Below are 22659 nucleotides of genomic sequence, written 5' to 3'. Positions count from 1 at the left end.
ATAAAAACCCTATACTGTATGAATTCACAGATTAATGGGTTTTATCATGACGGCGGAAGGACATCTCCTTTTTTCTATCGCCTGCGCGGTATTTGCGAAAAATGCCGAACTGACGCCGGTCCTGGCGCAAGGAGACTGGTGGCACATTGTGCCGTCGGCGATACTGACCTGTCTGCTTCCGGACATCGACCACCCGCGCTCTTTTCTTGGGCAGCGGCTGAGCTGGCTGTCGAAACCCATTGCCCGCATGTTTGGCCACCGGGGTTTTACCCACAGCCTGCTCGCCGTCTTTGCTGCGCTCACCCTTTTCTATCTGAAAGTGCCGGACAGCTGGATCGTCCCCGCCGACGCCGTACAGGGGATGGTGCTGGGCTATCTGAGCCATATTCTCGCCGACATGCTTACGCCCGCGGGCGTGCCGTTGCTGTGGCCGTGCCGCTGGCGCTTCCGTTTGCCGATCCTTGCGCCGCGCAAAGGCAATCAGCTTGAGCGCGTGCTGTGCATGGCGCTGTTCGCCTACGCGGTGTTTATGCCGCAGTCGCTGCCGGAAAACAGCGCCGTGCGCTGGTCATCATCGATGATCAATCTGCTGCAAACCGACTTCAATCGCTTTATTCATCGCCGCACTGAGCAATAATTCGGCGAAGATCGCATTTTTGGCATAATCAATTCCATTTGGATATAAGCGTACCATTTCAGTTCTGTTAACCTTCTCACATCCAGACAAATCTTTACGGGTTTGTCCTAAAAAGACACCCGCCGCGGCAGCCAAAACATCGCCGCGGACGGCGTGAAAAATACTTCAGGAGAACGGGGATGAACTTTCCATTAGTCGCGAACGTAATTGTGTTCGCCGTATTGCTGCTGGCGCTGGCGCAAACGCGCCACAAGCAGTGGAGCCTGGCCAAAAAAGTGCTGGTCGGCCTGGTTATCGGTGTGGTCTTTGGCCTGGCGCTGCAGCTGATCTATGGCTCTGACAGCAAAGTGCTGAAGGACTCTATCCAGTGGTTTAACGTGGTCGGTAACGGCTATGTACAGCTGCTGCAAATGATCGTCATGCCGCTGGTCTTCGCCTCCATTCTGAGCGCGGTAGCCCGTCTGCATAACGCCTCTCAGTTGGGTAAAATCAGCGTGCTGACCATCGGCACCCTGCTGTTCACCACGCTGATTGCCGCACTGGTCGGCGTGCTGGTGACCAACCTGTTTGGCCTGACCGCAGAAGGTCTGGTTCAGGGTACCGCCGAAACCGCGCGTCTCAACGCCATCCAGAGCAACTATGCGGGCAAGGTCGCCGACCTGAGCGTGCCGCAGCTGCTGCTGTCGTTTGTGCCGAAAAAACCGTTTGCGGACCTCACGGGCGCTAACCCAACCTCGATCATCAGCGTTGTTATCTTCGCCGCGTTCCTGGGTGTGGCTGCGCTGAAGCTGCTGAAAGATGACGAGCCGAAAGGCCAGCGCGTGCTGACCGCTATCGACACGCTGCAGGGCTGGGTGATGAAGCTGGTGCGTCTGGTGATGCAGCTGACGCCGTACGGCGTACTGGCGCTGATGACCAAAGTGGTCGCCGGTTCTAACCTGCAGGACATTATCAAGCTGGGTAGCTTTGTGGTTGCGTCCTACCTTGGCCTGCTGATTATGTTTGTGGTGCACGGCATTCTGCTGGGCGTTAACGGCGTCAGCCCGCTGAAGTACTTCCGCAAAGTCTGGCCGGTGCTGACCTTTGCCTTTACCAGCCGCTCCAGCGCCGCGTCTATCCCGCTGAACGTTGAAGCGCAGACTCGCCGTCTGGGCGTACCGGAATCCATTGCCAGCTTCTCCGCGTCCTTTGGTGCGACCATCGGGCAGAACGGCTGTGCGGGCCTTTACCCGGCAATGCTGGCAGTGATGGTAGCGCCGACCGTGGGCATTAACCCGCTGGATCCGCTGTGGATTGCCACTCTGGTTGGTATGGTGACCATCAGCTCCGCAGGTGTTGCGGGCGTGGGCGGCGGCGCGACCTTTGCCGCGCTGATCGTGCTGCCAGCGATGGGTCTGCCGGTCACGCTGGTGGCGCTGCTGATTTCCGTGGAACCGCTGATTGATATGGGCCGTACCGCGCTGAACGTGAGCGGTTCAATGACCGCCGGTACCCTGACCAGCCAGTGGTTGCGTCAGACCGATAAAGACGTGTTAAACAGCGAAGAGGATGCCGAACTGGCGCATCGCTAAAAGTAGCCCGGCCGAGCGAAAGCGACGCCGGGAGCCTTACTGCCCTCCGGGCGACAAAAAGCCGCTGAGTAAAATCAGCGGCTTTCTTTTATGCGTCAAGCTCCCCTTCCTGGCGCATCTGCACCGCCCAACGCTGGGCCGATTCCGGGATACTGAACGCCTGCGAACGACGAAACGCGTTGCCCATCAGCACAAACGCCACATACTTACCGCGCAACAGCCAGACGTCGCGAAAGCCTTCAACCTTCACGGCATGGTCGGGTGGAGCGGGTTCGGTGCGCGGTACATAGCTGATTATCTGCCGATTTTGTTGGCGAAGCGGTTTCATAAGCAGTTCAATTCACAATCAATAATGACAAAAGCAGGAAACCCTTATGATAGCAGGATTCCCGGGCGATCGTCATACACAAAAAAGCCCGGCAGGATCGCTGCCGGGCAAAGGGTTGAGGGGTAAAAACAATCGATTACACGTCGCGGTATGTGCCGAGACGATAGCCTCGTTCCGCAATGGCGTATTTCAGCGAGGCGGAGGTCAGGACATCCAGCTCCGCCAGCCGTGGGTAGCAATAGGCGCTGCCCATAATGGTGTTGTCGACAAATGCCGGGTGACACATCATTTCCAGCGAGGCTTCGCCGCGGGCGGTCGAGGCATCAAGCGCCTGCAGGAACAGGGCTTCAGAAACAGCGTCACCATAAAACTCGCTGCTAAACCCTTCGCTGCTGCGCAGCCCTTCCGGGATGGCAAACGGGTACGGGATAGTGCGGTCAATACGCAGCGCGATGCCCTTAGATTGCGCAAACTCCGCCATCAGCGGGAAGATCTGCGGGATCATATGCACATGGTGGTGACTGTCAAAATGCGTCGGCTCAGCGTCAAACAGGTCGACAAACCGCTGATACTGGTACGCCAGCTCGCGCGCAATTTCGTCCAGCGGCAGCGCATCTTCCTCGGCCACCTGCCAGATCCACTTACCGAGCTTGCCCTCACGGGCCAGTCCCGGCATCGGCGTCAGCGGTTCACCCAGCGTCAGCACAAAGTGCATGCCCACCGCCAGCTCAGGCGTACGGCGGCTCAGCTGAGCCGCGTGGTCGATAGCCGCGCCGTTAACCAGCGCGGTGGTAGACGTGACCAGTCCGTTCTTACAGGCGTCGAGGATGCCGTAGTTCTGCCCTTTACTCAGGCCAAAATCGTCGGCGTTCACGATTAACAAACGTTCCATCATGCCTCCTGTCACTGTTTCAGTTTCTCCACGGTGGCAGCGAAGTTCGGCAGCCATTTTTCATGGGCCAGAATCAGTTCGCGCGCCAGAATCTCTGCATCTTTATCAGAGTGGATCAGCGGGCTTAAGTTCAGTGCCAGCAGCACGTCGTTAAAATCACCGCTGATTGCCGCCTTGCTGGCCGCGATTTCAAAGCCTTTGATGGTGTGGATCAGGCCCAGCATTTTTTCATCGAAATGGGTGACGCGCGGATGCGGTTTCGCACCGTCGCGGCCCAGAATGGAGGTGACTTCAATCGCCCAATCCGCCGGAATGTTGTCGATATGGCCGTGATGCGGAATATTCACGTAGTGTTCAGTCTGCTTATCGTTGTAGATAGCGTTGATCACTTCACAGGCCGCGTCGGAGTAATACGCCCCGCCGCGCTGCTCCAGCTCTTTCGGCTTCACGTTCAGGTCAGGGTTTTTGTACAGCTCGAACAGCTGTTTCTCGACCTTCTGCACCACCTGCGCACGCGCGCCGCCTTTGTAGTACTCGCCCATTTCGATAGCCAGCATCTCTTTCTGCTTGAAATAGTACAGCAGGTAAGAGCACGGCAGCAGGTTCAGGGAACGCAGCAGGCCTTCGCTAAACGGCATATCGAAGATGTTTTTCACAGTGTTGGCCGACAGCGTACCGGAGGCAACGCCGTCCAGCAGTTCCGCAAAGCGGGACTCACCGTTGACCAGCACGTCGCGCACGAACACCATGTGGTTGAGGCCGAACAGGTCGATGGAAAGATCGTCTTTCTCGCTCAGGCGCAGCACGTCGGTGAAGAACATCTTCATGCCGATTGGAATGTTGCACACGCCGATAAAGCGTTTGAAGTTGGTATGGCGGTAAACCGCTTCGGTCACCATCCCTGCCGGGTTGGTAAAGTTGATCACCCACGCGTTCGGGCACACTTCTTCCACATCTTTAATGATGTCGAAAATCACCGGACTGGTGCGCAGGCCTTTAAACAGGCCGCCAGCGCCGTTGGTTTCCTGGCCCAGGTAACCGTGGCTCAACGGGATACGTTCATCTTTCTCACGGGCTTTGAGCTGACCTACGCGCAGCTGCGTGGTCACAAAGTCGGCACCCTGGAGCGCTTCGCGGCGATTCAGCGTCTTATAGACCTTCATCGGCACGCCGGCTTTTTCCACCATACGCTGGCACAGCGCATGAATAATATCCAGCTTCTCCTGGCCATCTTCCACATCCACCAGCCACAGTTCAGTGACCGGCAGTTCGTGATAACGTTTGAGAAAACCTTCCAGCAATTCCGGCGTATAGCTGCTACCACCACCAATTGTGACGACTTTTAATTTCTGGCTCATCTCTTTCTCCCTCGTGATCCACAAGTTAAACGTGGGTTACCCTCCACATTATGCGTGGATAGTTAAAGTCTTTAATTCAGAGCTGCGGAAATTATTCCACAGCGCGTTATTTGATAAACGTCAGCTGCTTGCGATAATTGCTTGGCGTGAATGAAGTCAGCTTTTTGAACGTTTTAATAAACAAACTTGGGCTGCTATATCCAGACTCATAAGCAATATCGGTTACCGAGTAGTTGGTTATTTCCAGCTGTTTTTTGGCAAAGTTGATACGGATATCATTAATAATCTGCATCGGCGTTTTTCCATAGTAGCGCTGGGTTGCTCGGGTTAAATACTCCTGGGTCTTCCCGGATAACTCGACCATATTTTCCAGCGCACCTTCACCAAATTTTAATTTATCGTGCATAGCTTCGACGGTGGATTTTAACCACGGTGGCGTAACGTCCTGCGCCTGTTCTTCGCGATAATGGCGTAAGCGATTAATCACGTAGAAGGAAACCAGCTCAATAAACTCGTCAAATTCCGTTTCGCGAAAATGCAGCGATGAAATAACCGACTCAATGTAGCTAAGAAACGTGCTTTTAATCGAATAGACTTGTGATGCAACCAGCGCAAACGGAACCAGCGACTGATAGTGGGTATCGAAGAAATCTTTGCTGATCCCGACGTTAAGGATTCGCGTTGCACCAAACTCGTAGAAGCTCTGGTGATGCGACCCCATTGGGATGAAGACAAAGTCTCCGCGCTCCAGCATAACCCGTTTGCCGTTTATCTCCTGATAATAGCGCCCGGTCAGTACGATGGTGAACTCGTAGTAGTCGTGCTGGTGCAGCCCGCTGATGCTTTCCGTTTTGTTGTAGATGAAGACATGAAAATTCTTACCGTTAAAGAGCTGCTGTTCTCGGGCGGTGTTGATTTCCATGGTGATCATCTTAGGTTGCCTCATAGGGAAAAGCCTATTGTACCTTCTCGTGAAGTTCGATCAATTCAGCAACCAGCTCGCGCGCTAACATTGACGTCATAAGATGATCCTGCGCATGAACCAGCACCAGGCTGACCTTCATGCGCCCTTCGCCTTCATCGCTTTCAATCAGCTGCGTCTGCACGCGGTGCGCTTCGCTGAGCGCTACGCGGGACTGCTCCATCGTCGCCTTCGCGGTTTCGAAATCGCCCTGCTTGGCCTGCTTCAGTGCGGTGTATGCCAGGCTACGCGCCTGCCCTGAGTTGATAATCAGGCCCATCACCACTTCTTCAAGATCGTTTTCCTGCACGTCCTCAGCAACCACATTATCCAGATCGAACATACCTATTCCTTTTTTGTTGAGGGCGGTATGGAGACGCTCTCCATACCGCATTGGCATTAGAATTTCAGCGCTTCAGCGATGTCTTCTTCGCTTTCTTCTTCTTCAATGGTGGCCTGTGCTTTGTTCGAGATAATCACGAACGGCAGGTAAACCAGCGTCGCAATACCCAGGTTGAACAGTGCCAGAATCAGTGCCGCTACGCTGCCGTTGGTGTTAAAGAACGCACCCAGACCGGTCGGCATGGTCCACGGCGCCACGTTAGTGATCGGCGGGATAATCCCTAAGGTGTACGCGGTCATGGTGATCGCGGCCAGCAGCGGCTGAATCAGGATGAACGGGATGAACATCACCGGGTTCATGATGATCGGCAGACCAAACAGAATCGGTTCGTTAATCTGGAACAGGCCTGACGGCAGCGCCAGTTTCGCAACCTGACGGTGATCTTCACGGCGAGAGGCGATGAAGATAGCGATGATCAGACCCAGCGTCGCACCGGTACCGCCCAGGAAGATGTAGGAGTCGAGCATCGGCTTCGCCCACATGTGGAACTGGTGGCCAGCGGCAACCGCGGCTTCAACCGAACCGTACTGCTGGTACAGCGAGATGTTTTCCAGCGCCCACGGGGTCATGATGCCGCTGTCCAGCGCGGAGAGCGCCAGAGAACCGTGCACACCAAAGAACCACAGCTGCGAGGTGAAGATAACGTAAGCCCAGCCCACAACGTGACCCATAGAGGCCAGCGGCGTAGAGATGGTGTCCATGATGATCTGGTGGAAGTTGGTGCCCCAGTGCGTCAGCGCCCAGGAGACAATCCCCATAATGGACAGAATAATAAAGCCAGGGATAACCGCCGAGAACGAGCGGGAAACGGAACCCGGTACGCTATCCGGCAGGCGGATAACCCAATTGCGGCGCACCACAAAGGTAAACATTTCCGCGACAACCAGGCCAATGACGATACCCGAAATAATGTTCGCCCCGCCTAACCAGTTGGCCCCTACCGCATAGGCTTCGCCCACGCTGTACGGCGTCACGGTCATAAACGCGGCGATAGCAATTAAGCCAGCGGCCATCGGGTCAACTTTGCGCTCTTCCGCTAACGCTGAGCCGATAAAGAAAGGCGCCATCAGCGACATAATGCCTAAGGTACCGTTATAAACGTTACCGCCGATGGCTTTAAAGCCGTTAAGTGTTTCAATGGTTGAAGCATCCAGACGAATGCCCATGGAATAGAAGAATGAACCTTCGCCAAAGCTCAGAAAAACGTTGTTAATTAATACGAACATGGCCCCCGCAAGGGTCAGCGGCATTAATTTAATAAAACCGTTTTTAATTGCGTTAACGTGTGGCTGCTTTCCTATTTTAACAGCAAAAGGAAGGAGTACCTTTTCAAGCGAATCGATCACTTTACTCATAGAAAAATACCCTTAAAAGACCGCAAATCATATTGCGGCGATTAAATATGAAATAACTCTTTGACGGGAAAAATAATAAAATTACTGCGCAGCTGACTTCTTAATCGCAGCAACAGCTGCTTTTAACACACCTAAACCATCTACTTTGCCGTAGAGGGTGGAATCGATCACCTCAACCGGCTTATTCGGTAAAATCTTTTTAATATCGTTTAGCATGTAGGCAATCTGAGGGCCGAGTAAAACAACGTCAGCCTGCGGTCCTTTTTCCGCGGCAAAGGTCTCAGAAAATGCTTCAATAACGACCGGAACTTCATATTTCTCAGCCTGCGCTCGCATTTTGGAGACCAGTAATGAAGTGGACATGCCTGCAGAACAAAATAGATAGATATGTTTCTTTTCCATTCACGCTTCCTCAACTTGTGAAATCTGTCATCACCGGGCGATGTTCCATGTGCCCACTACCCTCGTATGTAACAGATGAGTTATCTTCTGTTTATGCATTGAGTATACGGCAACATTTTGTCTACCGATAATTCCTGAGGGCCGAAAATTGTCTCTCATTGACCTCCCGTTTTGACTACCTTCACACTTTGCTCAAAATAATTCGCGACAAGAAATAAGCATCAGATCTGATAAAAAAGCCCGACGCTAAGGTCGGGCTTTCGTAGAGGTCCAACAAACACACGATTATTTCTTAGGAGCCTGCGGATCGGAATCGTACTCGGCGCAGGTCTGATAGCCGGAGTTAATCACATGGCCAGTGTCGTCCAGCGCCACGAAGTAGGTTTCAGCTTTACCATCTCGTTGACCCAGGATATAGGTCTGGCAGGTGCCGCGCGCATGGATCATGCTCACTTCAGATGACGGCTTACCGGCCACCTGCATTACCTGAGATCGGCTCATCCCTTTTTTCACATCCTTCACCACCGGCTGCGTAAATTGGTCTGTCGTACGATCGTACGCAGTACACCCAGCCAGCATTGCCAACGCAGCGGCGGCACCCAGAAGCCCAACGACGTTCTTATTCATGTTCCCTCTCCTTTCGTTCGATGTTTTTTAAGCCTGGAATAAATATTGCTATTTATCAACCGATACGCCGAAATCAACGCCGTAAATGCGATGAATCGGATTTATTTACCGCAGTCAAAACTGTGATCCTTGTCGTTTTACCGTCAAAGAGGTAGCTTTAACACTTTGTTCTGATGGGCTATCGACAGGGCTGGCACACACATTCCGGAGGGGTGAATGGCACTACAACAAGAGATTATTCAAGCGCTCGGCGCAAAACCACAGATTGATGTACAGGCAGAGATCCGCCGCAGCGTGGATTTCCTCAAGACGTACCTCAAAACCTATCCGTTTATCAAATCACTGGTGTTAGGGATCAGCGGCGGCCAGGACTCGACCCTGACCGGTAAGCTGTGCCAGCAGGCTATTAATGAACTGCGGGCGGAAGGCGGCGACAGCGCGCTACAGTTTATCGCCGTGCGCCTGCCCTACGGCGTGCAGGCTGACGAACAGGATTGTCAGGATGCCATCGCGTTCATCCAGCCGGATCGCGTGTTGACGGTGAATATTAAAGGCGCGGTGCTGGCCAGTGAACAGGCGCTGCGCGAAGCGGGCATTGAGCTCAGCGACTTTGTTCGCGGCAATGAAAAAGCCCGCGAACGGATGAAAGCACAGTACAGCATTGCGGGCATGACCCACGGTGTGGTGGTCGGCACCGACCACGCGGCGGAAGCGATCACCGGTTTCTTCACCAAATACGGCGACGGCGGCACCGACATCAACCCGATCTTCCGTCTCAATAAACGCCAGGGCAAACAGCTGCTGGCCGCCCTCGGCTGCCCGGAGCACCTTTATAAGAAAGCGCCAACCGCCGACCTCGAAGACGATCGCCCTTCTCTGCCGGACGAAGTCGCGCTGGGCGTGACCTACGATAATATTGACGATTATCTGGAAGGCAAAACCCTGGCGCCGGATCTGGCGAAAACCCTCGAAGGCTGGTATCTGAAGACCGAGCACAAGCGCCGTCCGCCGATTACCGTGTTTGATGATTTCTGGAAGAAATAAAGAAAAAACCGCCGGAGCTGCCCATAGCCCTTTGGCATTTATGAGCAACTCCGGCGGTCTTAAAACAGGGTGCCGAGTGGATTATTCGGCAGGCGCAGCAGGCATTTTACCTTCTGGCGCTTTGTGTTCTGTCAGACGCTTCTCAAAATTGGCATTAAACTGTTTTTTCTGTTCCGGTGTTAAGATGTTGTAAATCTTGTTCTGGGTTTCCAGACGGGACAGCATCATGTCTTTATGCTGCGCTTCCATCTTCGTAATCTGCGCTTCAGCTTTCGCTTTGTCGAAGCTGTCGCTGGCAATCAGATCATGCATCGCACGCATCTCTTCCTGCGGCGGACGTTTCATGTGTTCGCGGCGGTCTTTCATAATGTCGCGAATCTGCTGTTTCTGCGCATCGGTCAGGTTCAGCCCCTGGAACATCATGTCGTGACGCGGGCCCATTTTGCCTTTGTGATGATGCATCATCTTACCGGCCGGCTGCGTCGCATCGGTGGTGGTGGTAGAAGTGGTATCCGCAGCGTGCGCCAGATTAGCCGCGCCCAGAGCCAGAGTAGAAGCAACAAACAGTGCAGTTAATTTTTTCATCATCAATTCCTTACTTTCAGTTATTCTGACGGCGCATTGCCGTGTTGACGAGATTAACTTTACGGGGTTTATCGTCAATTAGTCAGAGCATGCGTAAAACAATGAAAGTGTAAAAAACGATTTCGCGCCAATTATGAGGAAATTAAGGATAAACTGTGGAGAGTTGCAACAAAAATACTCAACACACTGATTAAGAAGAGATTTTGAAGAAGTATAAAGCAGACGTGTTTATTAATAAAGCAATATTCCAGGAATAATCCGTAATATTTCACGAGAACAATAATAAAAAGCCGCAACATGATGATGTGCGGCTTGTTATTTATATCGCAGGCGGGCAACGCGCTAACATCAGACCGGCACGCAGCCCCAGCGCCACGTCAGGATTGGGGAACAGAACATACTCACAGGCCGACTCCACCACGTAGCGGGTGTCACCGTCCTCTGCCAGCAGCGTCCCCTTCACAAACGGCGTGAAGTTCAGCGTCTGCGCCGACATATGTAGCCGGAACGCGGCGCTGCGGCGGGTAATCTGCTGCACGACCCGATAATAAAGCGGCGCGGTCGGCGCGCCACCGCCCAACTCGCCCGCCAGCAGATTCGCCAGCTGCCGTTCCGCCAGCGCAAACTGGCTCAGGCTGTTTTGCCCAAACGGCCGCGCTTTGCCCAGCTCTAGCGTGCAGGCCAGCGCGCCAAAGGTTTCGCTGGTGAAATGGGTAAAGGTGCCCCCCGGGGCCTGATGAAACACCAGCGCCTGTAGCCCCGCCGACCCCAGCCAGCGTAAAAAATCCGGATCCCACGACGATTCGCGCGCGGGCAGCACGCCAAAGCGGGGATGGTGTGAGCCGCGAATGGCGGTATGCATATCAAGGTGCCAGCGCGTTTCCGCCGGGCAACGCTGGTAAAACGCCGCCACCGTCTGCTCAAGGCTGGCAGCGCGGACCGTTTCATCGCTGACCGGGAAATGACGCCAGCGGGCGCCGAACATGCGGTTCAGGTCGCTGTGCAGATAGCGTTTATTATCACGCAGCGCCGGCGGGTTACCCAACACCACCAGCAGGTGCCAGCGCAGCGCCTGCTGGCCGCCGATCAGTGCAGCCAGCAGGTTGTCGAGTATTTCGACCGGCGCGGTTTCGTTGCCGTGGATCCCCGCCGACAGCACCATCGCCCGCGAACAGGGATGATGAGGGGTGAGCTGCAAGACGCCCACCTCGCGCCACTCCCAGTGAAAATTCGCCGTGTCGCCCTCGGGCTGCGGCGGCAGCTTACCCGCCAGCGTCAACGCCAGAAACTGTTTCATGCCGCCTCCTTAACGCTGAAAAGGGTAGATCGACCCCAATTGCAAAATTTGCGTCAGGCGGTCCAGCGCTTCGCGCCCTTCCACCAGCAGCTGTGGGTCGGCAAGATCCGCCTGCGTAAGACGGTCGCGGTAAAAGCAGTCAACCCAATCATTGAGGGTGGCGAAAAGCGTGTCGTTCATCATCACCGCCGGATTCACCGCCCGACGCTCGACGTCAGTCAGCACTACCCGCAGGCGCAGGCAGGCCGGGCCGCCGCCGTTGGCCATGCTTTCACGCAGGTCGAATACCTTCAGTTCGTCAATCGGATTATCCTGCGCCAGCAGCGTATTGAGATAGCGCCAGACGCGAGGGTGCGCCTGCGCTTCGCCCGGCAGCACCAACAGCATGCTGCCGTCGGACTTGCTCAGCAGCTGGCTGTTAAACAGATAGGTTGCCACCGCCTCGGCAACCGTCACCTGCGAGGCCGGAACCTCTATCGGCATAAACCCCGGCACCTTGTGCGCCAGCTGGCGCAGCAGCGCAGGCTGGTCGACAAACGCCTGTTCGTGGCAAAAGAGCACCTGCCGGTTGCTGACCGCAATCACATCATTGTGAAACACGCCCTGGTCAATCACCTGTGGGTTTTGCTGCGCGAAAATTACCTGATTTGGGTTTAGCTGATTGAGCCGTGCCACCGCCTCGCTGGCGGCGCGCGTCTGCCGTGCCGGATAGCGCTGCGGCGCACTGCAGGCCAGCGAATCGCGGCCATAGATAAACAGCTGCGTGCCCGGCTGGCCGTACTCACGCCCCAGTCGGTTGTGGTTAGCCGCCCCCTCATCCCCCATCGCCGCCACCGACGGCAGCGGGCCGTGCACGGCAAAATGTTCGGGGTCGGCAAAGATCGCATTCAGCGTCGCCAGCGTCGTCGGGGCTTCGCTGGCGCGGTGTAGCAAGCTGCTCAGGTTGGCGACCGTCAAATGGACTTTGCCATCCAGCGCGTCCGCCGAGGGGCACACCGTGGCGGCGTTAGCCACCCACATCGCCGACGCCGAGCTGGCGGCGCTCAGCAGGTCCGGGGCCTGTGCGGCGGCCTTCGCCAGCACCTGCTCGTCACGCCCGCTGAAGCCAAGCTGACGCAGGAGCATCAGATTGGGGCGTTCCTGCGGCGGGATCACGCCTTGCGGGAAACCGGCATCCGCCAGCGCCTTCATTTTCAGCAGCCCCTGCTTCGCCGCCCGCTGCGGGTTCGAAATCTGATACTGGTTGCGGGTCGAGGCCTCATTGCCAAACGACAGCCCGGCGTAGTGGTGTGTCAGCCCCGGCAGGCCGTCAAAGTTCACCTCCCAGGCGTTCATGACGGCACCTCACGCTGGAAGTCCAGCCCCGGGTTGAGCGTTGCGGGCAAGGTAGCCGTCGGCGCTTCCAGGCTCGCCATCGGCCACGCGCAATAATCAGCGGCGTACCAGGCCCCCGGACGATGGTTGCCGGAAGCGCCGACGCCGCCAAACGGCGCGATGCTGGCCGCCCCGGTTAGCGGTTTATTCCAGTTCACGATACCGGCCCGCGCTTCCAGCAGCAGACGGTCAAATTTATCCCGTTCCGGCGAAATCAGCCCGCAGGACAAGCCGTAGCGCGTGGCGTTGGCTAGCGCGATAGCCTGGTCGAAATCGTCATAGCGCCAGACCCCCAGCAGCGGCCCAAACACCTCTTCATCGGCAATGTCATGGGCTTCGCTAAGTTCGACAATCCCCGGCGTCAGCAGCGAGGTGCCAGGCTGCAACAGGCGCGGCGTCAGCAATGTCACGCCTCCGCGTTCCACCTGCATCTGCCAGGCCTGATACACCCGCTCCGCCGCCTGCACCGAGATCAGCCCACCGATAAACGGCTGCGGTTCGGCATCCCAGGCGGCGGGGATAATGCGTCCACTCACCTCTACCAGCCGCTGTAAAAAGGCATCACCCAGCGCGCCGCGCTTCACCAGCAGCCGACGGGCGCAGGTACAGCGCTGCCCGGCGGTAATAAAGGCCGACTGAATAGTCAGGTGCACGGCGGCGTCAATATCGACGGGTTCATCAACAATCAGCGGGTTGTTGCCGCCCATTTCCAGCGCCAGCATTTTCTGCGGTTGCCCTGCCAGCTGGCGATGCAGATGAAAACCGGTGGCGGAACTGCCGGTAAACAGGACTCCGTCGAGCCCCGGCTGCACGCTCAGCGCCTCGCCGGTCTCGCGGCCGCCCTGCACCAGATTCAGTACGCCCGGGGGTAACCCGGCCTGCTCCCAGAGTTTGACCACCGCCTGCGCGCAGTCCGGTGCCAGCTCGCTAGGCTTAAACACCAGCGTGTTTCCCGCCAGCAGCGCGGGCACGATATGCCCGTTTGGCAGATGACCGGGGAAATTATAGGGGCCGAAAACCGCCAGCACGCCGTGCGGACGATGGCGCAAGGTTGCCGCGCCGTCGACCATCCCGGCGTGACTTTCACCGGTCCGGCTGTGGTAAGCCTTCACCGAAATGGCTATTTTGTTGACCATCGCCGCCACCTCGGTCGCCGCCTCCCAGCGGGGTTTAGCAGTCTCGCGGGCGATAGTTTCCGTCAGCGCCGCCTTGTTGGCCTCCAGCAGCCCGGCAAACGCGTCAACGATCTGCTGGCGTTCATTGAACGTGCGCTTAGCCCAGCCGGGAAATGCGCGACGCGCGGCGCTTACCGCCGACTCTACCTGCAGCGCGCTGGCATCGTGCCCCTGCCACACCGTTTCTCCGCTCACCGGGTTAGCGCGTTGCCGCCGCGGCCCGCCGCCGACCAGCCACTCTCCGTTTATCCATAGGCTCATACTTTTTTCTCCTCAGGGCACAGGCGTACCAGGCGAACCGCATCGCCCGGATGGCAGTTCAGGGCATCCAGCTGTTCGGCATTCAGGGTCAGCGTTTCACACGCCGGGTCGGCGTGCACCAGCATGGCGCGATAGTGCTGATACTGTTCATTTGCCACTACGCACAGCGGCAGTTGATCGCTACCCGGCGCACCTTCTGCGACCGTCACCAGCCGGCTTTTACGCACCGCCCGCACCCGGTCGATTTCGCACTCCAGCGTCGGGCCGCCGTCAAAGATGTCGACGTAATCGCGATAGCGGAAGCCCTCTTTTTCCAGCACCGCCCGGGCGGGCGCGGTTTGTGGGTGTACCTGGCCAATGACCGCGCGTGCTTCTGCACTCAGAAAATCGGTATAGATCGGGTGTTTCGGCATCAGCTCGGCGATAAACGCCTTCTGTCCGGTACCACACAGGTAATCGGCGCGAGCAAACTCCATCGAGAAGAAACGCTTGCCCAGACTTTCCCAGAACGGCGAGTAGCCATGCTCGTCGATAACGCCGCGCATCTCGGCCACGACTTTATGGTTGAAGCGGTCGCGGAAGGCGGCCATAAACAGAAAGCGCGATGACGACAGCAGATGACCGTTGCTCTCTTTCCGCCACGCCGGGTCAAGAAACAGCGTACAAAGCTCGCTGCTGCCGGTGTGGTCGTTGGTCAGAAACAGCGTCGGCAACGCGTTATAGACGTTAAGCTCTTTCGAGGCGTGGACCAGCGTGCCAACCCGATAGTTGTACCAGGGATCGTTAATGCCCACCGCGACTTCAATGGCGCACACCCCCACAACCGCGCCGCTGCGGGTATCTTCCAGCACGAACACGTATCCTTGATCGCCGCGCGGCAAGGTGCCCTGCCAGGTGGCCTGCGAGCGGGCAATGCGCGCCGCCAGCGTCTGTTCATCGGCGGGCAGTGAGGTCAGCCCGCCGCCCGTTTCCCCTGCCAGAGTTAAGAGGCCGGGCAGATCGGCAGCCCCCACCGGACGGATAATCATCATGATGATTCCCCCGCAACAAAACGTTCACAGGCGGCAGCGAAGCGGTTGAGACCCAGGGTCACATCCTCTTCATTAACGATCAGCGCCGGGGCAAAACGCACCACGTTCGCTCCGGCAATCAGCACCATCAGCCCTTCTTCGGCGGCCAGTTGGCTAATCAGTTTGGCCTTGCCGGCATACTCATCGCGCAGCGCGCAGCCAATCAGCAAGCCGACGCCGCGAATCTCTTTAAACAGCCCAAATTGTGCGTTAATGGCCTGCAACCGCTCTTTAAACCACTGTTCGCGCTGCTTGACGCCGTTGAGCACCTGCGGCGTGTTGATTATCGACAGCACCTCCCCGGCCACCGCACAGGCCAGCGGGTTGCCGCCGTAGGTCGTTCCGTGGGTGCCTACCGTCATCACGCTGGCAAAGGCCTCGCTGGCCAGCAGCGCGCCAATCGGGAAGCCGCCGCCCAGAGCTTTGGCGGTGCTGAGCAGATCCGGCGTGACGCCATAGTGCATATAGGCATACAGCTCGCCGGTACGCCCCACGCCGGTCTGCACTTCGTCAAATATCAGCGCCGCATGGTGGCGGTCGCACAGCGCGCGCAGCGCCTGCAGAAACTCAAGCGATGCGGGGATCACACCGCCCTCGCCCTGAATGGGTTCGACGATCACCGCGCAGGTATCGTCGTCAATCAGCACGCGGGCAGAGTCGATGTCGTTATAGACGCCGTGACGAATGTCCGGCGGCAGCGGCGCGAAGTCCTGTGAGTAGGCAGGCTGCCCGCCCGCGGTGACGGTAAACAGCGTGCGGCCATGGAAGGCGTTTTTAAACGCCACGATGCCGCTCTTGTGGCTGCCAAACCGGTCGTGGGCAAACTTACGCGCCGTTTTCAGCGCCGCTTCGTTGGCCTCTGCGCCGGAGTTACAGAAAAAAAGGCGATCGGCAAAGGTGGCGTCAATCAGCTGTTTCGCCAGCCGCAGCGCCGGTTCGTTGGTGTAGCCGTTACCGGTATGCCAGAACTTAGCGGCCTGCTCGGTCAACGCGCGGATCATCGCCGGGTGGGCGTGCCCCAGCGCATTCACGGCAATACCGCCCGCGAAATCGATATAGCCTTTCCCTTGTTGATCCCACAGCCATGCGCCCTCACCGCGTACCGGAATAAACGGTGCCGGTGCGTAAACCGGCATCATCCACTGTTCAAAATTTTGACGGCTGATTGACTGAGACATAGCGACCTCTGCAGGTGAATAAATGGTTTAATTTGTGTTAATTATTTGAGTGCATTTCACTGTAAATGTAGATTGCACGGTTCGTGCCAGCGAGCGACAGAAGTGCATAAATGAAGTGAGATAACGGAATATCAATGAGTTACAGGATTAACCTATTCACTAAAACTGCATACAAAGTGAATATCAGTGGCATCTTGCGACGTTTGCAGGGCAAAATTAAGAAATATTATGCATCCGCAAAATATCCTTCTGGATTTGTGATCGGCTACGAAATTTATCGTAGATTTATGCCTCGCCACGGCGCAGATTGCCTCAACCTGGTGCAAATATTGCTCGGCAAGATGGCAACAACGATAAAAGAAATCGATCATACCGCCGGGCGAAGGCAGCGAGAGACGTTAAATTCTGCTACTATCCCGTCACAATTCATTCTGCAAAGTGGCGACGACTATGAAATTTGTCTCTTTTAATATCAACGGCCTGCGCGCCCGTCCTCATCAACTGCAAGCCATCGTTGAAAAGCACCAGCCCGACGTGATTGGCCTGCAGGAGACGAAGGTTCACGACGACATGTTTCCGCTGGAAGAGGTCGCTAAACTCGGCTACCACATTTTCTATCACGGTCAGAAGGGCCACTACGGCGTAGCGATACTGACCAAAGCCGAACCCGTTGCCGTTTATCGCGGCTTCCCGACCGATGACGAAGACGCCCAGCGCCGTATTATCATCGCCGAAGTGCCGTCGCCGTTTGGTAACGTCACGGTGATTAACGGCTATTTCCCGCAGGGGGAAAGCCGCGATCACGAAACCAAATTCCCGGCCAAAACCAAATTCTACCAGGATCTGCAGGACTACCTGGAAACCCGTCTGAGTAAAGAGAACCCGGTGCTGATCATGGGTGACATGAATATCAGCCCGACGGATCTCGACATCGGTATCGGTGAGGAGAACCGCAAGCGCTGGCTGCGTACCGGCAAATGTTCGTTCCTGCCGGAAGAGCGCGAGTGGATGCAGCGCCTGCTGGGCTGGGGCCTGGTGGATACCTTCCGTAATGCCAACCCGGAAACCCACGACCGCTTCTCGTGGTTTGACTATCGCTCGAAAGGCTTTGACGACAATCGCGGCCTGCGTATCGATCTGCTGCTGGCCAGCGCCCCGCTGGCGGCGCACTGCGTGGAAACCGGCATCGACTATGAGATCCGCGCGATGGAAAAACCGTCGGATCACGCGCCGGTGTGGGCGACCTTCAAGTAAGATGTGCTGTGGGTAGCCCGGACGCCGGGTTACCCAGATAATTCTGAGCAAAATCAATAAACAGGCGCTAAACTCTTGCTGGAATCGTGATTCTATAATAACGTCGCGCGCACATTTTCTTCCCGGCAGGAGGACCCCATGCAAAAGAAGTCGGTACCGCACAGCCTCTAAGCTCCTGCTGATTGTCGTGGCGATCGGCCTGCTTTTCTTTGTCGTTCACACCTTCGGTCTCATTGACCTGATAACCCATTTACGTCGTCTACAGGATACCGTGCAGGCAAGCGGTACGCTCGGTTACGCGCTGTATATCGCCCTGTTTATTCTCGCCACCGTGTGTCTACTGCCCGGCAGCCTGCTGGTGCTGGTCGGCGGCATTGTCTTTGGCCCGTGGTTAGGAACGCTGCTGTCGCTGATAGCCGCCACCGCCGCTTCGGCGCTGTCGTTTCTGCTCGCCCGCTGGCTGGGGCGCGCGCTGTTGCTGAGATACGTCGGGCATACGCGCACCTTTCAGGCCATTGAGCGTGGCATCGCGCGATCGGGGGTCGATTTTCTGATCCTCACCCGCCTGATCCCGCTGTTTCCGTACAATATCCAAAACTATGCCTACGGCTTAACCGCCATTCCCTTCTGGCCGTATACGCTGATCTCCGCGCTCACCACGCTGCCGGGGATCTGTATCTATACCCTGATGGCCAGCGAACTGGCAGCGGAGGGCGTCACCCTCGCCTTCCTGCTCAAGCTGAGCCTCGCAGGGCTGGCGCTGTTTGCGCTGGTGCAGGCGGCGAAAGGCTACGCGCGTCATAAGCGCGTCGCGCTGGTCACCGAGGACGATCAATGAAATCTATCTGGTACGCCCGCGCGCTGGTGGTGGCGGCGTTTATCGCGCTGCTGCTGACCTGGCAGCTGATACCGAGCGTAAACCTATTTATCCACGAGAGCCTGGGCGCCTTTCTGGCGTTAGACCAGCAGGGCATCGAACGCTTTATTCAGGCTTACGGTTCGCAGGCGGCGGTGGTGTCGTTCCTGCTGATGATTTTCCAGGCCATCGCCGCGCCGCTGCCCGCGTTTTTAATTACCTTCGCCAACGCCTCGCTGTTTGGCGCCTTCTGGGGCGGCCTGCTCTCCTGGAGCAGCGCGATGGTCGGCGCGGCGCTGTGCTTTTATATCGCCCGCGTGATGGGGCGCGGGGTGGTTGAGAAGCTGACCGGCAAAACGGTGCTCAGAAGCGTCGACGGTTTTTTCGACCGCTACGGCAAACACACCATTCTGATCTGCCGCCTGCTGCCGTTCGTGCCGTTCGATCCCGTCAGCTACGCCGCCGGGCTGACTTCACTGCGCTTTCGCCACTTTATGCTCGCCACCGGCCTCGGCCAGCTACCAGCGACAATTGTCTACTCGTGGGTCGGCAGCATGCTGACCGGCGGCACGTTCTGGTTGGTGACCGGGCTGTCCATTCTGTTTGCACTGACTATCGTTATTTTTGTCGCTAAGACGTTCTATCACGAACGCCAAAAGAGGAAATCCTGATGCGTTATCACCGAGAACTGCGCCATGGCCTGCTGGGGCTGCTGACGCTCTGTTCATTCACCGTCGGCGCCGCCGACTGGCAGCAAATTGAAGCCGAGGCCAAAGGCCAGACCGTGTGGTTTAACGCCTGGGGCGGCGATGAGGCGGTTAACCACTACCTGGACTGGGTCAGCGGTGAAGTGAAGCGCGATTACGCCGTCGATCTGCGCATTGTGCACATCGCCGACGCGGCGGATACGGTAAAACGTATTCAGACCGAGGCCCGCGCCGGGCGTAAAACCCACGGTTCGGTCGACCTGCTGTGGGTGAACGGCGAGAATTTCCGCGCGCTCAAAGAGGCCAACCTGCTGCGCACCGGCTGGGCGGAGCAGCTGCCGAACTGGCGCTATGTCGACGTGACTAAACCGGTTCGTGAAGACTTCTCCGTGCCGGTCGACGGGGCCGAATCGCCGTGGGGCAGCGCGCAGCTCACCTTTATCGCCCGCCAGCAGCAAACGCCGCAGCCGCCGCAATCGCCACAAGCGCTGCTTGAGTTCGCCAAAGCGCATCCCAGAACCCTCACCTATCCACGCCCGCCGGACTTCACCGGTACCGCGCTGCTGGAACAGCTGTTGATTACCCTCACCGGCCAGCCCGAGGCGCTGAAGCAGCCGCCGGAGGCGAAAACCTTCGCCGCCGTCACCGCCCCGCTGTGGGGCTACCTCGACCAGCTGCACCCGCTGCTGTGGCGCAACGGCAAAGATTTCCCGCCGTCGCCCGCGCGGATGGACACCATGCAGGCCAACGGCACGCTGCGCCTGTCGCTGACCTTTAACCCGATGCACGCAAAGCAAAAGGTGGCGAAAGGCCAGCTGCCGAAGGATAGCTACAGCTTCGGCTTTAGCAACGGCATGCTCGGCAACGTCCACTTTGTCACCATTCCGGCCAACGCCTCCGCCAGCGCCGGGGCACAGGTGGTGGCCAACTTCCTGCTGTCGCCCGCGGCGCAGCTGCGTAAAGCGGATCCGGCGGTGTGGGGCGACCCCAGCGTGCTGGATCCGGCAAAGCTCGACGCCGGGCAGCAAAAAACGCTGCTGGCCCTGATACCGGAAAATACCCCGCCGGTGCTGGCCGAGCCGCATGCCGCGTGGGTTAACGCGCTGGATCAGGAATGGCTGCGCCGTTACGGTACGCATTGATTCTGCTGTGCTGGGGCATGATGCTGGTCATCTACCTGCCCCTGCTGCCTGCTGCGGGCGTGCTCCTCACGCCCGCGCTGTCGCTGGCGCACTGGCAATCGCTGCTGTCCGACCCGCAGCTGCCGCAGGCGGTGACGGCGACGCTTATCTCGACGCTGATTGCCGTCGGCGGCGCGCTGCTGCTGACGCTGCTACTTATCGCCACCCTCTGGCCCTCACCCGGCTGGCAAAAATTATCATCACGCCTGCCGTGGCTGCTGGCGCTGCCGCACGTCGCTTTCGCCACCTGCGCGCTGCTGCTGTTTGCCGAAGGCGGCGCGCTGTACCGCCTGCTGCCTGCGCTTAGCCCGCTGCAGGATCGTTACGGCATCGGGCTTGGCGTGGTGCTGGCGGTAAAAGAGAGCGGTTTTTTGCTGTGGGTATGCTGGGCGCTGCTCGGCGAACGGCGGCTGGCTGAACAGGTGACGGTGTTTAAGAGCCTCGGCTACGGGCGCGGCCAGTGTTTAACCCGGGTGATCCTCCCGGCGCTGATGCCGTCGCTGAGCGTCGCACTGCTGGCGACCACCGCCTGGACGCTGTCGGTCGTCGACGTGGCGCTCGTGATTGGCCCCGGCAACCCGCCGACGCTGGCGGTGCTGGCCTGGCAGTGGCTGAACGATGCCGACGCCGATTATCAGGCTAAAGGCGGGCTGGCCTGCCTGCTGTTGATAGCGATGCTCGCGGCGCTGTCCGCCGTCGCCGTCCTGTGCTGGCGAGTCTGGCAAAGCCAGATACCGCAACTCAGCGGTACGCGTCGACCAGATTTCCCCCTGCTGCCGGGTAAGGCACTGGGGATCGCTCTCCCGCTGTGCGGCGCGCTGTGCGTGCTGTTTTTATTGGGGCTGGCGGCCCACACGCTGCCGAATCCCACAACCCTCACCAACAGCCTGTGGCTGGCGCTGCTGTCGGCGCTGATCGGCGGGGTGGTCTGCCTGCTCTGGCTGGAATGGGGGCCTGTGCGGCACCCGCGCTCGCTGGATCTTCCCCTGCTGCTGCCCGCGCTGCCGCTGGCCGCCGGGCAATATCAGTTGGCGCTGTACGGCTGGTTTGACGGCCAGTTCACGACCGTGTTGTGGGGGCACCTGCTGTGGGTGGTGCCGTGGATGCTGTTCGTGCTGCGTCCCGCCTGGCGGCAGATTGACCCGCGCCAGACGCTGCTGGCGCAAACGCTCGGCTGGGGGCGGCTGCGGCGCTTTTTACAGCTAAAATGCCCGCTGATTATCCGCCCGCTGCTGTCAGCGCTGGCGGTGGGGTTTTCCGTCAGCATCGCCCAGTATCTGCCCACCCAGTGGCTGGGCGGCGGGCGAGTTCCTACGCTAACCACCGAGGCGGTGGCCTTAAGCAGCGGCGGCGCAACCGCCACATTGGCCACCCAGGCCCTGTGGCAACTGCTATTACCCACACTCTTTTTCTTGCTGACCGCGCTGCTGGCGCGACGAATCAGCCGCTTTCGACGAGGGCTACGCTAATGTTGCAGGTGCAGAATCTCACGCTTACGCTGGCGGAGCAGCCGCTGCTGCATGAGGTTAACTTTGACGTTCCGCCCGGCGAAATTGTCACGCTGATGGGCCCTTCCGGCTGCGGCAAATCCACGCTCTTTGCCTGGATGGTCGGCGCGCTGGACGGCGCGTTCCGCGCGCACGGCGAACTGTGGCTGAATGGCCAGCGCGTCGACGTGTTGCCGACGGAAAAGCGGCGCATCGGCATTCTGTTTCAGGACGCGCTGCTGTTCGACCACCTGAGCGTCGGGCAAAATTTACGTCTGGCGCTACCGGCCAGCGTAGGCCGACCTGCGCGTCAGGCGCGGGTTGAGCAGGCGCTGGCGCATGCCGATCTGGCGGGTTTTTACCCCCGCGACCCGGCCACACTTTCCGGCGGACAGCGTGCCCGAGTCGCGCTGCTGCGCGCGCTGCTGGCGCAGCCGGATGCGCTGCTGCTTGATGAGCCCTTCAGCCGTCTTGACCAGCAGCTGCGCGGCAGCTTTCGCCAGTGGGTGTTTCACGAACTTCAGCAGCAGCGCATTCCGGTCGTGCAGGTGACCCACGACCCGGACGACGTGCCGCCCGGCGGGCGCTGCCTGCAGCTGGCAAACTGGCGTTGACGCGGGAAAAACTGCGTTAACGCAAGGTATTTCTAACCATAG

The 22659-nt window shown here is 58.0% G+C and carries 24 protein-coding genes; 10 read left to right on the top strand and 14 right to left on the bottom strand.

Features of this window, described 5'->3' with window-relative positions:
- Nucleotides 1-46 precede the first annotated feature (46 nt).
- A complete protein-coding gene (locus tag ACK5JN_RS09455; RefSeq protein WP_416869940.1) occupies nucleotides 47-637 on the top strand; it encodes a metal-dependent hydrolase in 591 nt (196 codons plus the stop codon).
- A 179-nt stretch (nucleotides 638-816) separates the two neighbouring features.
- Complete coding sequence (locus tag ACK5JN_RS09450; protein WP_416869939.1) at nucleotides 817-2208, top strand: L-cystine transporter; 1392 nt, start codon at nucleotides 817-819, stop codon at nucleotides 2206-2208.
- Between the two features lie 88 nt (nucleotides 2209-2296).
- Here the strand turns inward: ACK5JN_RS09450 and cedA are convergent, their stop codons facing one another.
- From cedA to osmE, 8 genes are all read right to left on the bottom strand, one after another.
- Nucleotides 2297-2536 carry a cell division activator CedA gene (cedA, locus tag ACK5JN_RS09445; protein WP_416869938.1) on the bottom strand — a complete coding sequence of 80 codons (240 nt, stop codon included), beginning with the start codon at nucleotides 2534-2536 and terminating at the stop codon, nucleotides 2297-2299.
- 136 nt (nucleotides 2537-2672) lie between these two features.
- Nucleotides 2673-3428: a chitin disaccharide deacetylase gene (chbG, locus tag ACK5JN_RS09440; protein WP_416869937.1), complete on the bottom strand. Its 756-nt coding sequence runs from the start codon at nucleotides 3426-3428 to the stop codon at nucleotides 2673-2675.
- A gap of 11 nt (nucleotides 3429-3439) precedes the next feature.
- A complete protein-coding gene (locus tag ACK5JN_RS09435) occupies nucleotides 3440-4786 on the bottom strand; it encodes a 6-phospho-beta-glucosidase (protein ID WP_416869936.1) in 1347 nt (448 codons plus the stop codon).
- Nucleotides 4787-4892: 106 nt separating this feature from the next.
- Nucleotides 4893-5717, bottom strand: coding sequence for a transcriptional regulator ChbR (gene chbR / locus ACK5JN_RS09430; RefSeq protein ID WP_416869935.1), 825 nt, complete (start codon nucleotides 5715-5717; stop codon nucleotides 4893-4895).
- 25 nt (nucleotides 5718-5742) lie between these two features.
- Nucleotides 5743-6090: a PTS N,N'-diacetylchitobiose transporter subunit IIA gene (chbA, locus tag ACK5JN_RS09425; protein WP_416869934.1), complete on the bottom strand. Its 348-nt coding sequence runs from the start codon at nucleotides 6088-6090 to the stop codon at nucleotides 5743-5745.
- A 56-nt stretch (nucleotides 6091-6146) separates the two neighbouring features.
- The gene (chbC, locus tag ACK5JN_RS09420) at nucleotides 6147-7505 is read right to left on the bottom strand and encodes a PTS N,N'-diacetylchitobiose transporter subunit IIC (RefSeq protein ID WP_416869933.1); all 1359 of its coding nucleotides are present in this window, start codon (nucleotides 7503-7505) and stop codon (nucleotides 6147-6149) included.
- Between the two features lie 81 nt (nucleotides 7506-7586).
- Nucleotides 7587-7907, bottom strand: a complete 321-nt coding sequence (locus tag ACK5JN_RS09415; protein WP_416869932.1) for a PTS sugar transporter subunit IIB — start codon at nucleotides 7905-7907, stop codon at nucleotides 7587-7589.
- 285 nt (nucleotides 7908-8192) lie between these two features.
- Nucleotides 8193-8534: an osmotically-inducible lipoprotein OsmE gene (gene osmE, locus ACK5JN_RS09410; protein WP_416869931.1), complete on the bottom strand. Its 342-nt coding sequence runs from the start codon at nucleotides 8532-8534 to the stop codon at nucleotides 8193-8195.
- A gap of 216 nt (nucleotides 8535-8750) precedes the next feature.
- Here osmE and nadE point away from each other — a divergent pair, with 216 nt between their 5' ends.
- The gene (nadE, locus tag ACK5JN_RS09405; RefSeq protein ID WP_416869930.1) at nucleotides 8751-9578 is read left to right on the top strand and encodes an ammonia-dependent NAD(+) synthetase; all 828 of its coding nucleotides are present in this window, start codon (nucleotides 8751-8753) and stop codon (nucleotides 9576-9578) included.
- Nucleotides 9579-9659: 81 nt separating this feature from the next.
- Here nadE and spy read toward each other — a convergent pair whose 3' ends face one another.
- The 6 genes from spy to ACK5JN_RS09375 form a co-directional block, all read right to left on the bottom strand.
- Complete coding sequence (spy, locus tag ACK5JN_RS09400) at nucleotides 9660-10166, bottom strand: ATP-independent periplasmic protein-refolding chaperone Spy (protein WP_416869929.1); 507 nt, start codon at nucleotides 10164-10166, stop codon at nucleotides 9660-9662.
- A 316-nt stretch (nucleotides 10167-10482) separates the two neighbouring features.
- Nucleotides 10483-11460, bottom strand: coding sequence for a succinylglutamate desuccinylase (gene astE, locus ACK5JN_RS09395; RefSeq protein WP_416869928.1), 978 nt, complete (start codon nucleotides 11458-11460; stop codon nucleotides 10483-10485).
- Nucleotides 11461-11469: 9 nt separating this feature from the next.
- Nucleotides 11470-12795, bottom strand: coding sequence for an N-succinylarginine dihydrolase (astB, locus tag ACK5JN_RS09390; protein ID WP_416869927.1), 1326 nt, complete (start codon nucleotides 12793-12795; stop codon nucleotides 11470-11472).
- On the bottom strand, nucleotides 12792-14270 hold the full coding sequence (gene astD / locus ACK5JN_RS09385) for a succinylglutamate-semialdehyde dehydrogenase (RefSeq protein WP_416869926.1): 1479 nt from the start codon (nucleotides 14268-14270) through the stop codon (nucleotides 12792-12794). Before astD ends, astB begins: the two co-directional genes overlap by 4 nt.
- Complete coding sequence (astA, locus tag ACK5JN_RS09380; RefSeq protein WP_416869925.1) at nucleotides 14267-15301, bottom strand: arginine N-succinyltransferase; 1035 nt, start codon at nucleotides 15299-15301, stop codon at nucleotides 14267-14269. Before astA ends, astD begins: the two co-directional genes overlap by 4 nt.
- Nucleotides 15298-16518, bottom strand: coding sequence for an aspartate aminotransferase family protein (locus ACK5JN_RS09375; RefSeq protein ID WP_416869924.1), 1221 nt, complete (start codon nucleotides 16516-16518; stop codon nucleotides 15298-15300). The genes astA and ACK5JN_RS09375 overlap by 4 nt, the downstream gene beginning before the upstream one ends.
- A 134-nt stretch (nucleotides 16519-16652) precedes the next feature.
- Here ACK5JN_RS09375 and ACK5JN_RS09370 point away from each other — a divergent pair, with 134 nt between their 5' ends.
- The 7 genes from ACK5JN_RS09370 (at nucleotide 16653) to ACK5JN_RS09340 (ending at nucleotide 22617) form a co-directional block, all read left to right on the top strand.
- The gene (locus ACK5JN_RS09370) at nucleotides 16653-16988 is read left to right on the top strand and encodes a hypothetical protein (protein ID WP_416869923.1); all 336 of its coding nucleotides are present in this window, start codon (nucleotides 16653-16655) and stop codon (nucleotides 16986-16988) included.
- Nucleotides 16969-17772: an exodeoxyribonuclease III gene (gene xthA, locus ACK5JN_RS09365; protein ID WP_416869922.1), complete on the top strand. Its 804-nt coding sequence runs from the start codon at nucleotides 16969-16971 to the stop codon at nucleotides 17770-17772. The genes ACK5JN_RS09370 and xthA overlap by 20 nt, the downstream gene beginning before the upstream one ends.
- Before the next feature lie 175 nt (nucleotides 17773-17947).
- Entirely contained in the window at nucleotides 17948-18610 is a 663-nt protein-coding gene (locus tag ACK5JN_RS09360) for a TVP38/TMEM64 family protein (protein ID WP_416869968.1), read from the top strand.
- Entirely contained in the window at nucleotides 18607-19299 is a 693-nt protein-coding gene (locus ACK5JN_RS09355; RefSeq protein ID WP_416869921.1) for a TVP38/TMEM64 family protein, read from the top strand. Before ACK5JN_RS09360 ends, ACK5JN_RS09355 begins: the two co-directional genes overlap by 4 nt.
- Before the next feature lie 17 nt (nucleotides 19300-19316).
- On the top strand, nucleotides 19317-20477 hold the full coding sequence (locus ACK5JN_RS09350; protein WP_416869967.1) for an ABC transporter substrate-binding protein: 1161 nt from the start codon (nucleotides 19317-19319) through the stop codon (nucleotides 20475-20477).
- A complete protein-coding gene (locus tag ACK5JN_RS09345) occupies nucleotides 20450-21985 on the top strand; it encodes an ABC transporter permease subunit (RefSeq protein ID WP_416869920.1) in 1536 nt (511 codons plus the stop codon). The genes ACK5JN_RS09350 and ACK5JN_RS09345 overlap by 28 nt, the downstream gene beginning before the upstream one ends.
- On the top strand, nucleotides 21985-22617 hold the full coding sequence (locus ACK5JN_RS09340) for an ATP-binding cassette domain-containing protein (protein ID WP_416869919.1): 633 nt from the start codon (nucleotides 21985-21987) through the stop codon (nucleotides 22615-22617). The genes ACK5JN_RS09345 and ACK5JN_RS09340 overlap by 1 nt, the downstream gene beginning before the upstream one ends.
- Nucleotides 22618-22659: the final 42 nt, after the last annotated feature.

Origin of the sequence: Kluyvera sp., assembly GCF_047971185.1 — a bacterium.
Taxonomy (GTDB): domain Bacteria; phylum Pseudomonadota; class Gammaproteobacteria; order Enterobacterales; family Enterobacteriaceae; genus Kluyvera.
Note: the sequence above shows the minus strand (reverse complement) of the source record. Positions and strands in the feature narration are given on the sequence as shown.

Coding starts and splice junctions, on each gene's coding strand:
- ACK5JN_RS09455 (WP_416869940.1), top strand. CDS start 47: ATGACGGCGGAAGGACATCTCCTTTTTTCTATCGCCTGCGCGGTATTT.
- ACK5JN_RS09450 (WP_416869939.1), top strand. CDS start 817: ATGAACTTTCCATTAGTCGCGAACGTAATTGTGTTCGCCGTATTGCTG.
- cedA (WP_416869938.1), bottom strand. CDS start 2,536: ATGAAACCGCTTCGCCAACAAAATCGGCAGATAATCAGCTATGTACCG.
- chbG (WP_416869937.1), bottom strand. CDS start 3,428: ATGGAACGTTTGTTAATCGTGAACGCCGACGATTTTGGCCTGAGTAAA.
- ACK5JN_RS09435 (WP_416869936.1), bottom strand. CDS start 4,786: ATGAGCCAGAAATTAAAAGTCGTCACAATTGGTGGTGGTAGCAGCTAT.
- chbR (WP_416869935.1), bottom strand. CDS start 5,717: ATGATCACCATGGAAATCAACACCGCCCGAGAACAGCAGCTCTTTAAC.
- chbA (WP_416869934.1), bottom strand. CDS start 6,090: ATGTTCGATCTGGATAATGTGGTTGCTGAGGACGTGCAGGAAAACGAT.
- chbC (WP_416869933.1), bottom strand. CDS start 7,505: ATGAGTAAAGTGATCGATTCGCTTGAAAAGGTACTCCTTCCTTTTGCT.
- ACK5JN_RS09415 (WP_416869932.1), bottom strand. CDS start 7,907: ATGGAAAAGAAACATATCTATCTATTTTGTTCTGCAGGCATGTCCACT.
- osmE (WP_416869931.1), bottom strand. CDS start 8,534: ATGAATAAGAACGTCGTTGGGCTTCTGGGTGCCGCCGCTGCGTTGGCA.
- nadE (WP_416869930.1), top strand. CDS start 8,751: ATGGCACTACAACAAGAGATTATTCAAGCGCTCGGCGCAAAACCACAG.
- spy (WP_416869929.1), bottom strand. CDS start 10,166: ATGATGAAAAAATTAACTGCACTGTTTGTTGCTTCTACTCTGGCTCTG.
- astE (WP_416869928.1), bottom strand. CDS start 11,460: ATGAAACAGTTTCTGGCGTTGACGCTGGCGGGTAAGCTGCCGCCGCAG.
- astB (WP_416869927.1), bottom strand. CDS start 12,795: ATGAACGCCTGGGAGGTGAACTTTGACGGCCTGCCGGGGCTGACACAC.
- astD (WP_416869926.1), bottom strand. CDS start 14,270: ATGAGCCTATGGATAAACGGAGAGTGGCTGGTCGGCGGCGGGCCGCGG.
- astA (WP_416869925.1), bottom strand. CDS start 15,301: ATGATGATTATCCGTCCGGTGGGGGCTGCCGATCTGCCCGGCCTCTTA.
- ACK5JN_RS09375 (WP_416869924.1), bottom strand. CDS start 16,518: ATGTCTCAGTCAATCAGCCGTCAAAATTTTGAACAGTGGATGATGCCG.
- ACK5JN_RS09370 (WP_416869923.1), top strand. CDS start 16,653: ATGAGTTACAGGATTAACCTATTCACTAAAACTGCATACAAAGTGAAT.
- xthA (WP_416869922.1), top strand. CDS start 16,969: ATGAAATTTGTCTCTTTTAATATCAACGGCCTGCGCGCCCGTCCTCAT.
- ACK5JN_RS09355 (WP_416869921.1), top strand. CDS start 18,607: ATGAAATCTATCTGGTACGCCCGCGCGCTGGTGGTGGCGGCGTTTATC.
- ACK5JN_RS09345 (WP_416869920.1), top strand. CDS start 20,450: ATGGCTGCGCCGTTACGGTACGCATTGATTCTGCTGTGCTGGGGCATG.
- ACK5JN_RS09340 (WP_416869919.1), top strand. CDS start 21,985: ATGTTGCAGGTGCAGAATCTCACGCTTACGCTGGCGGAGCAGCCGCTG.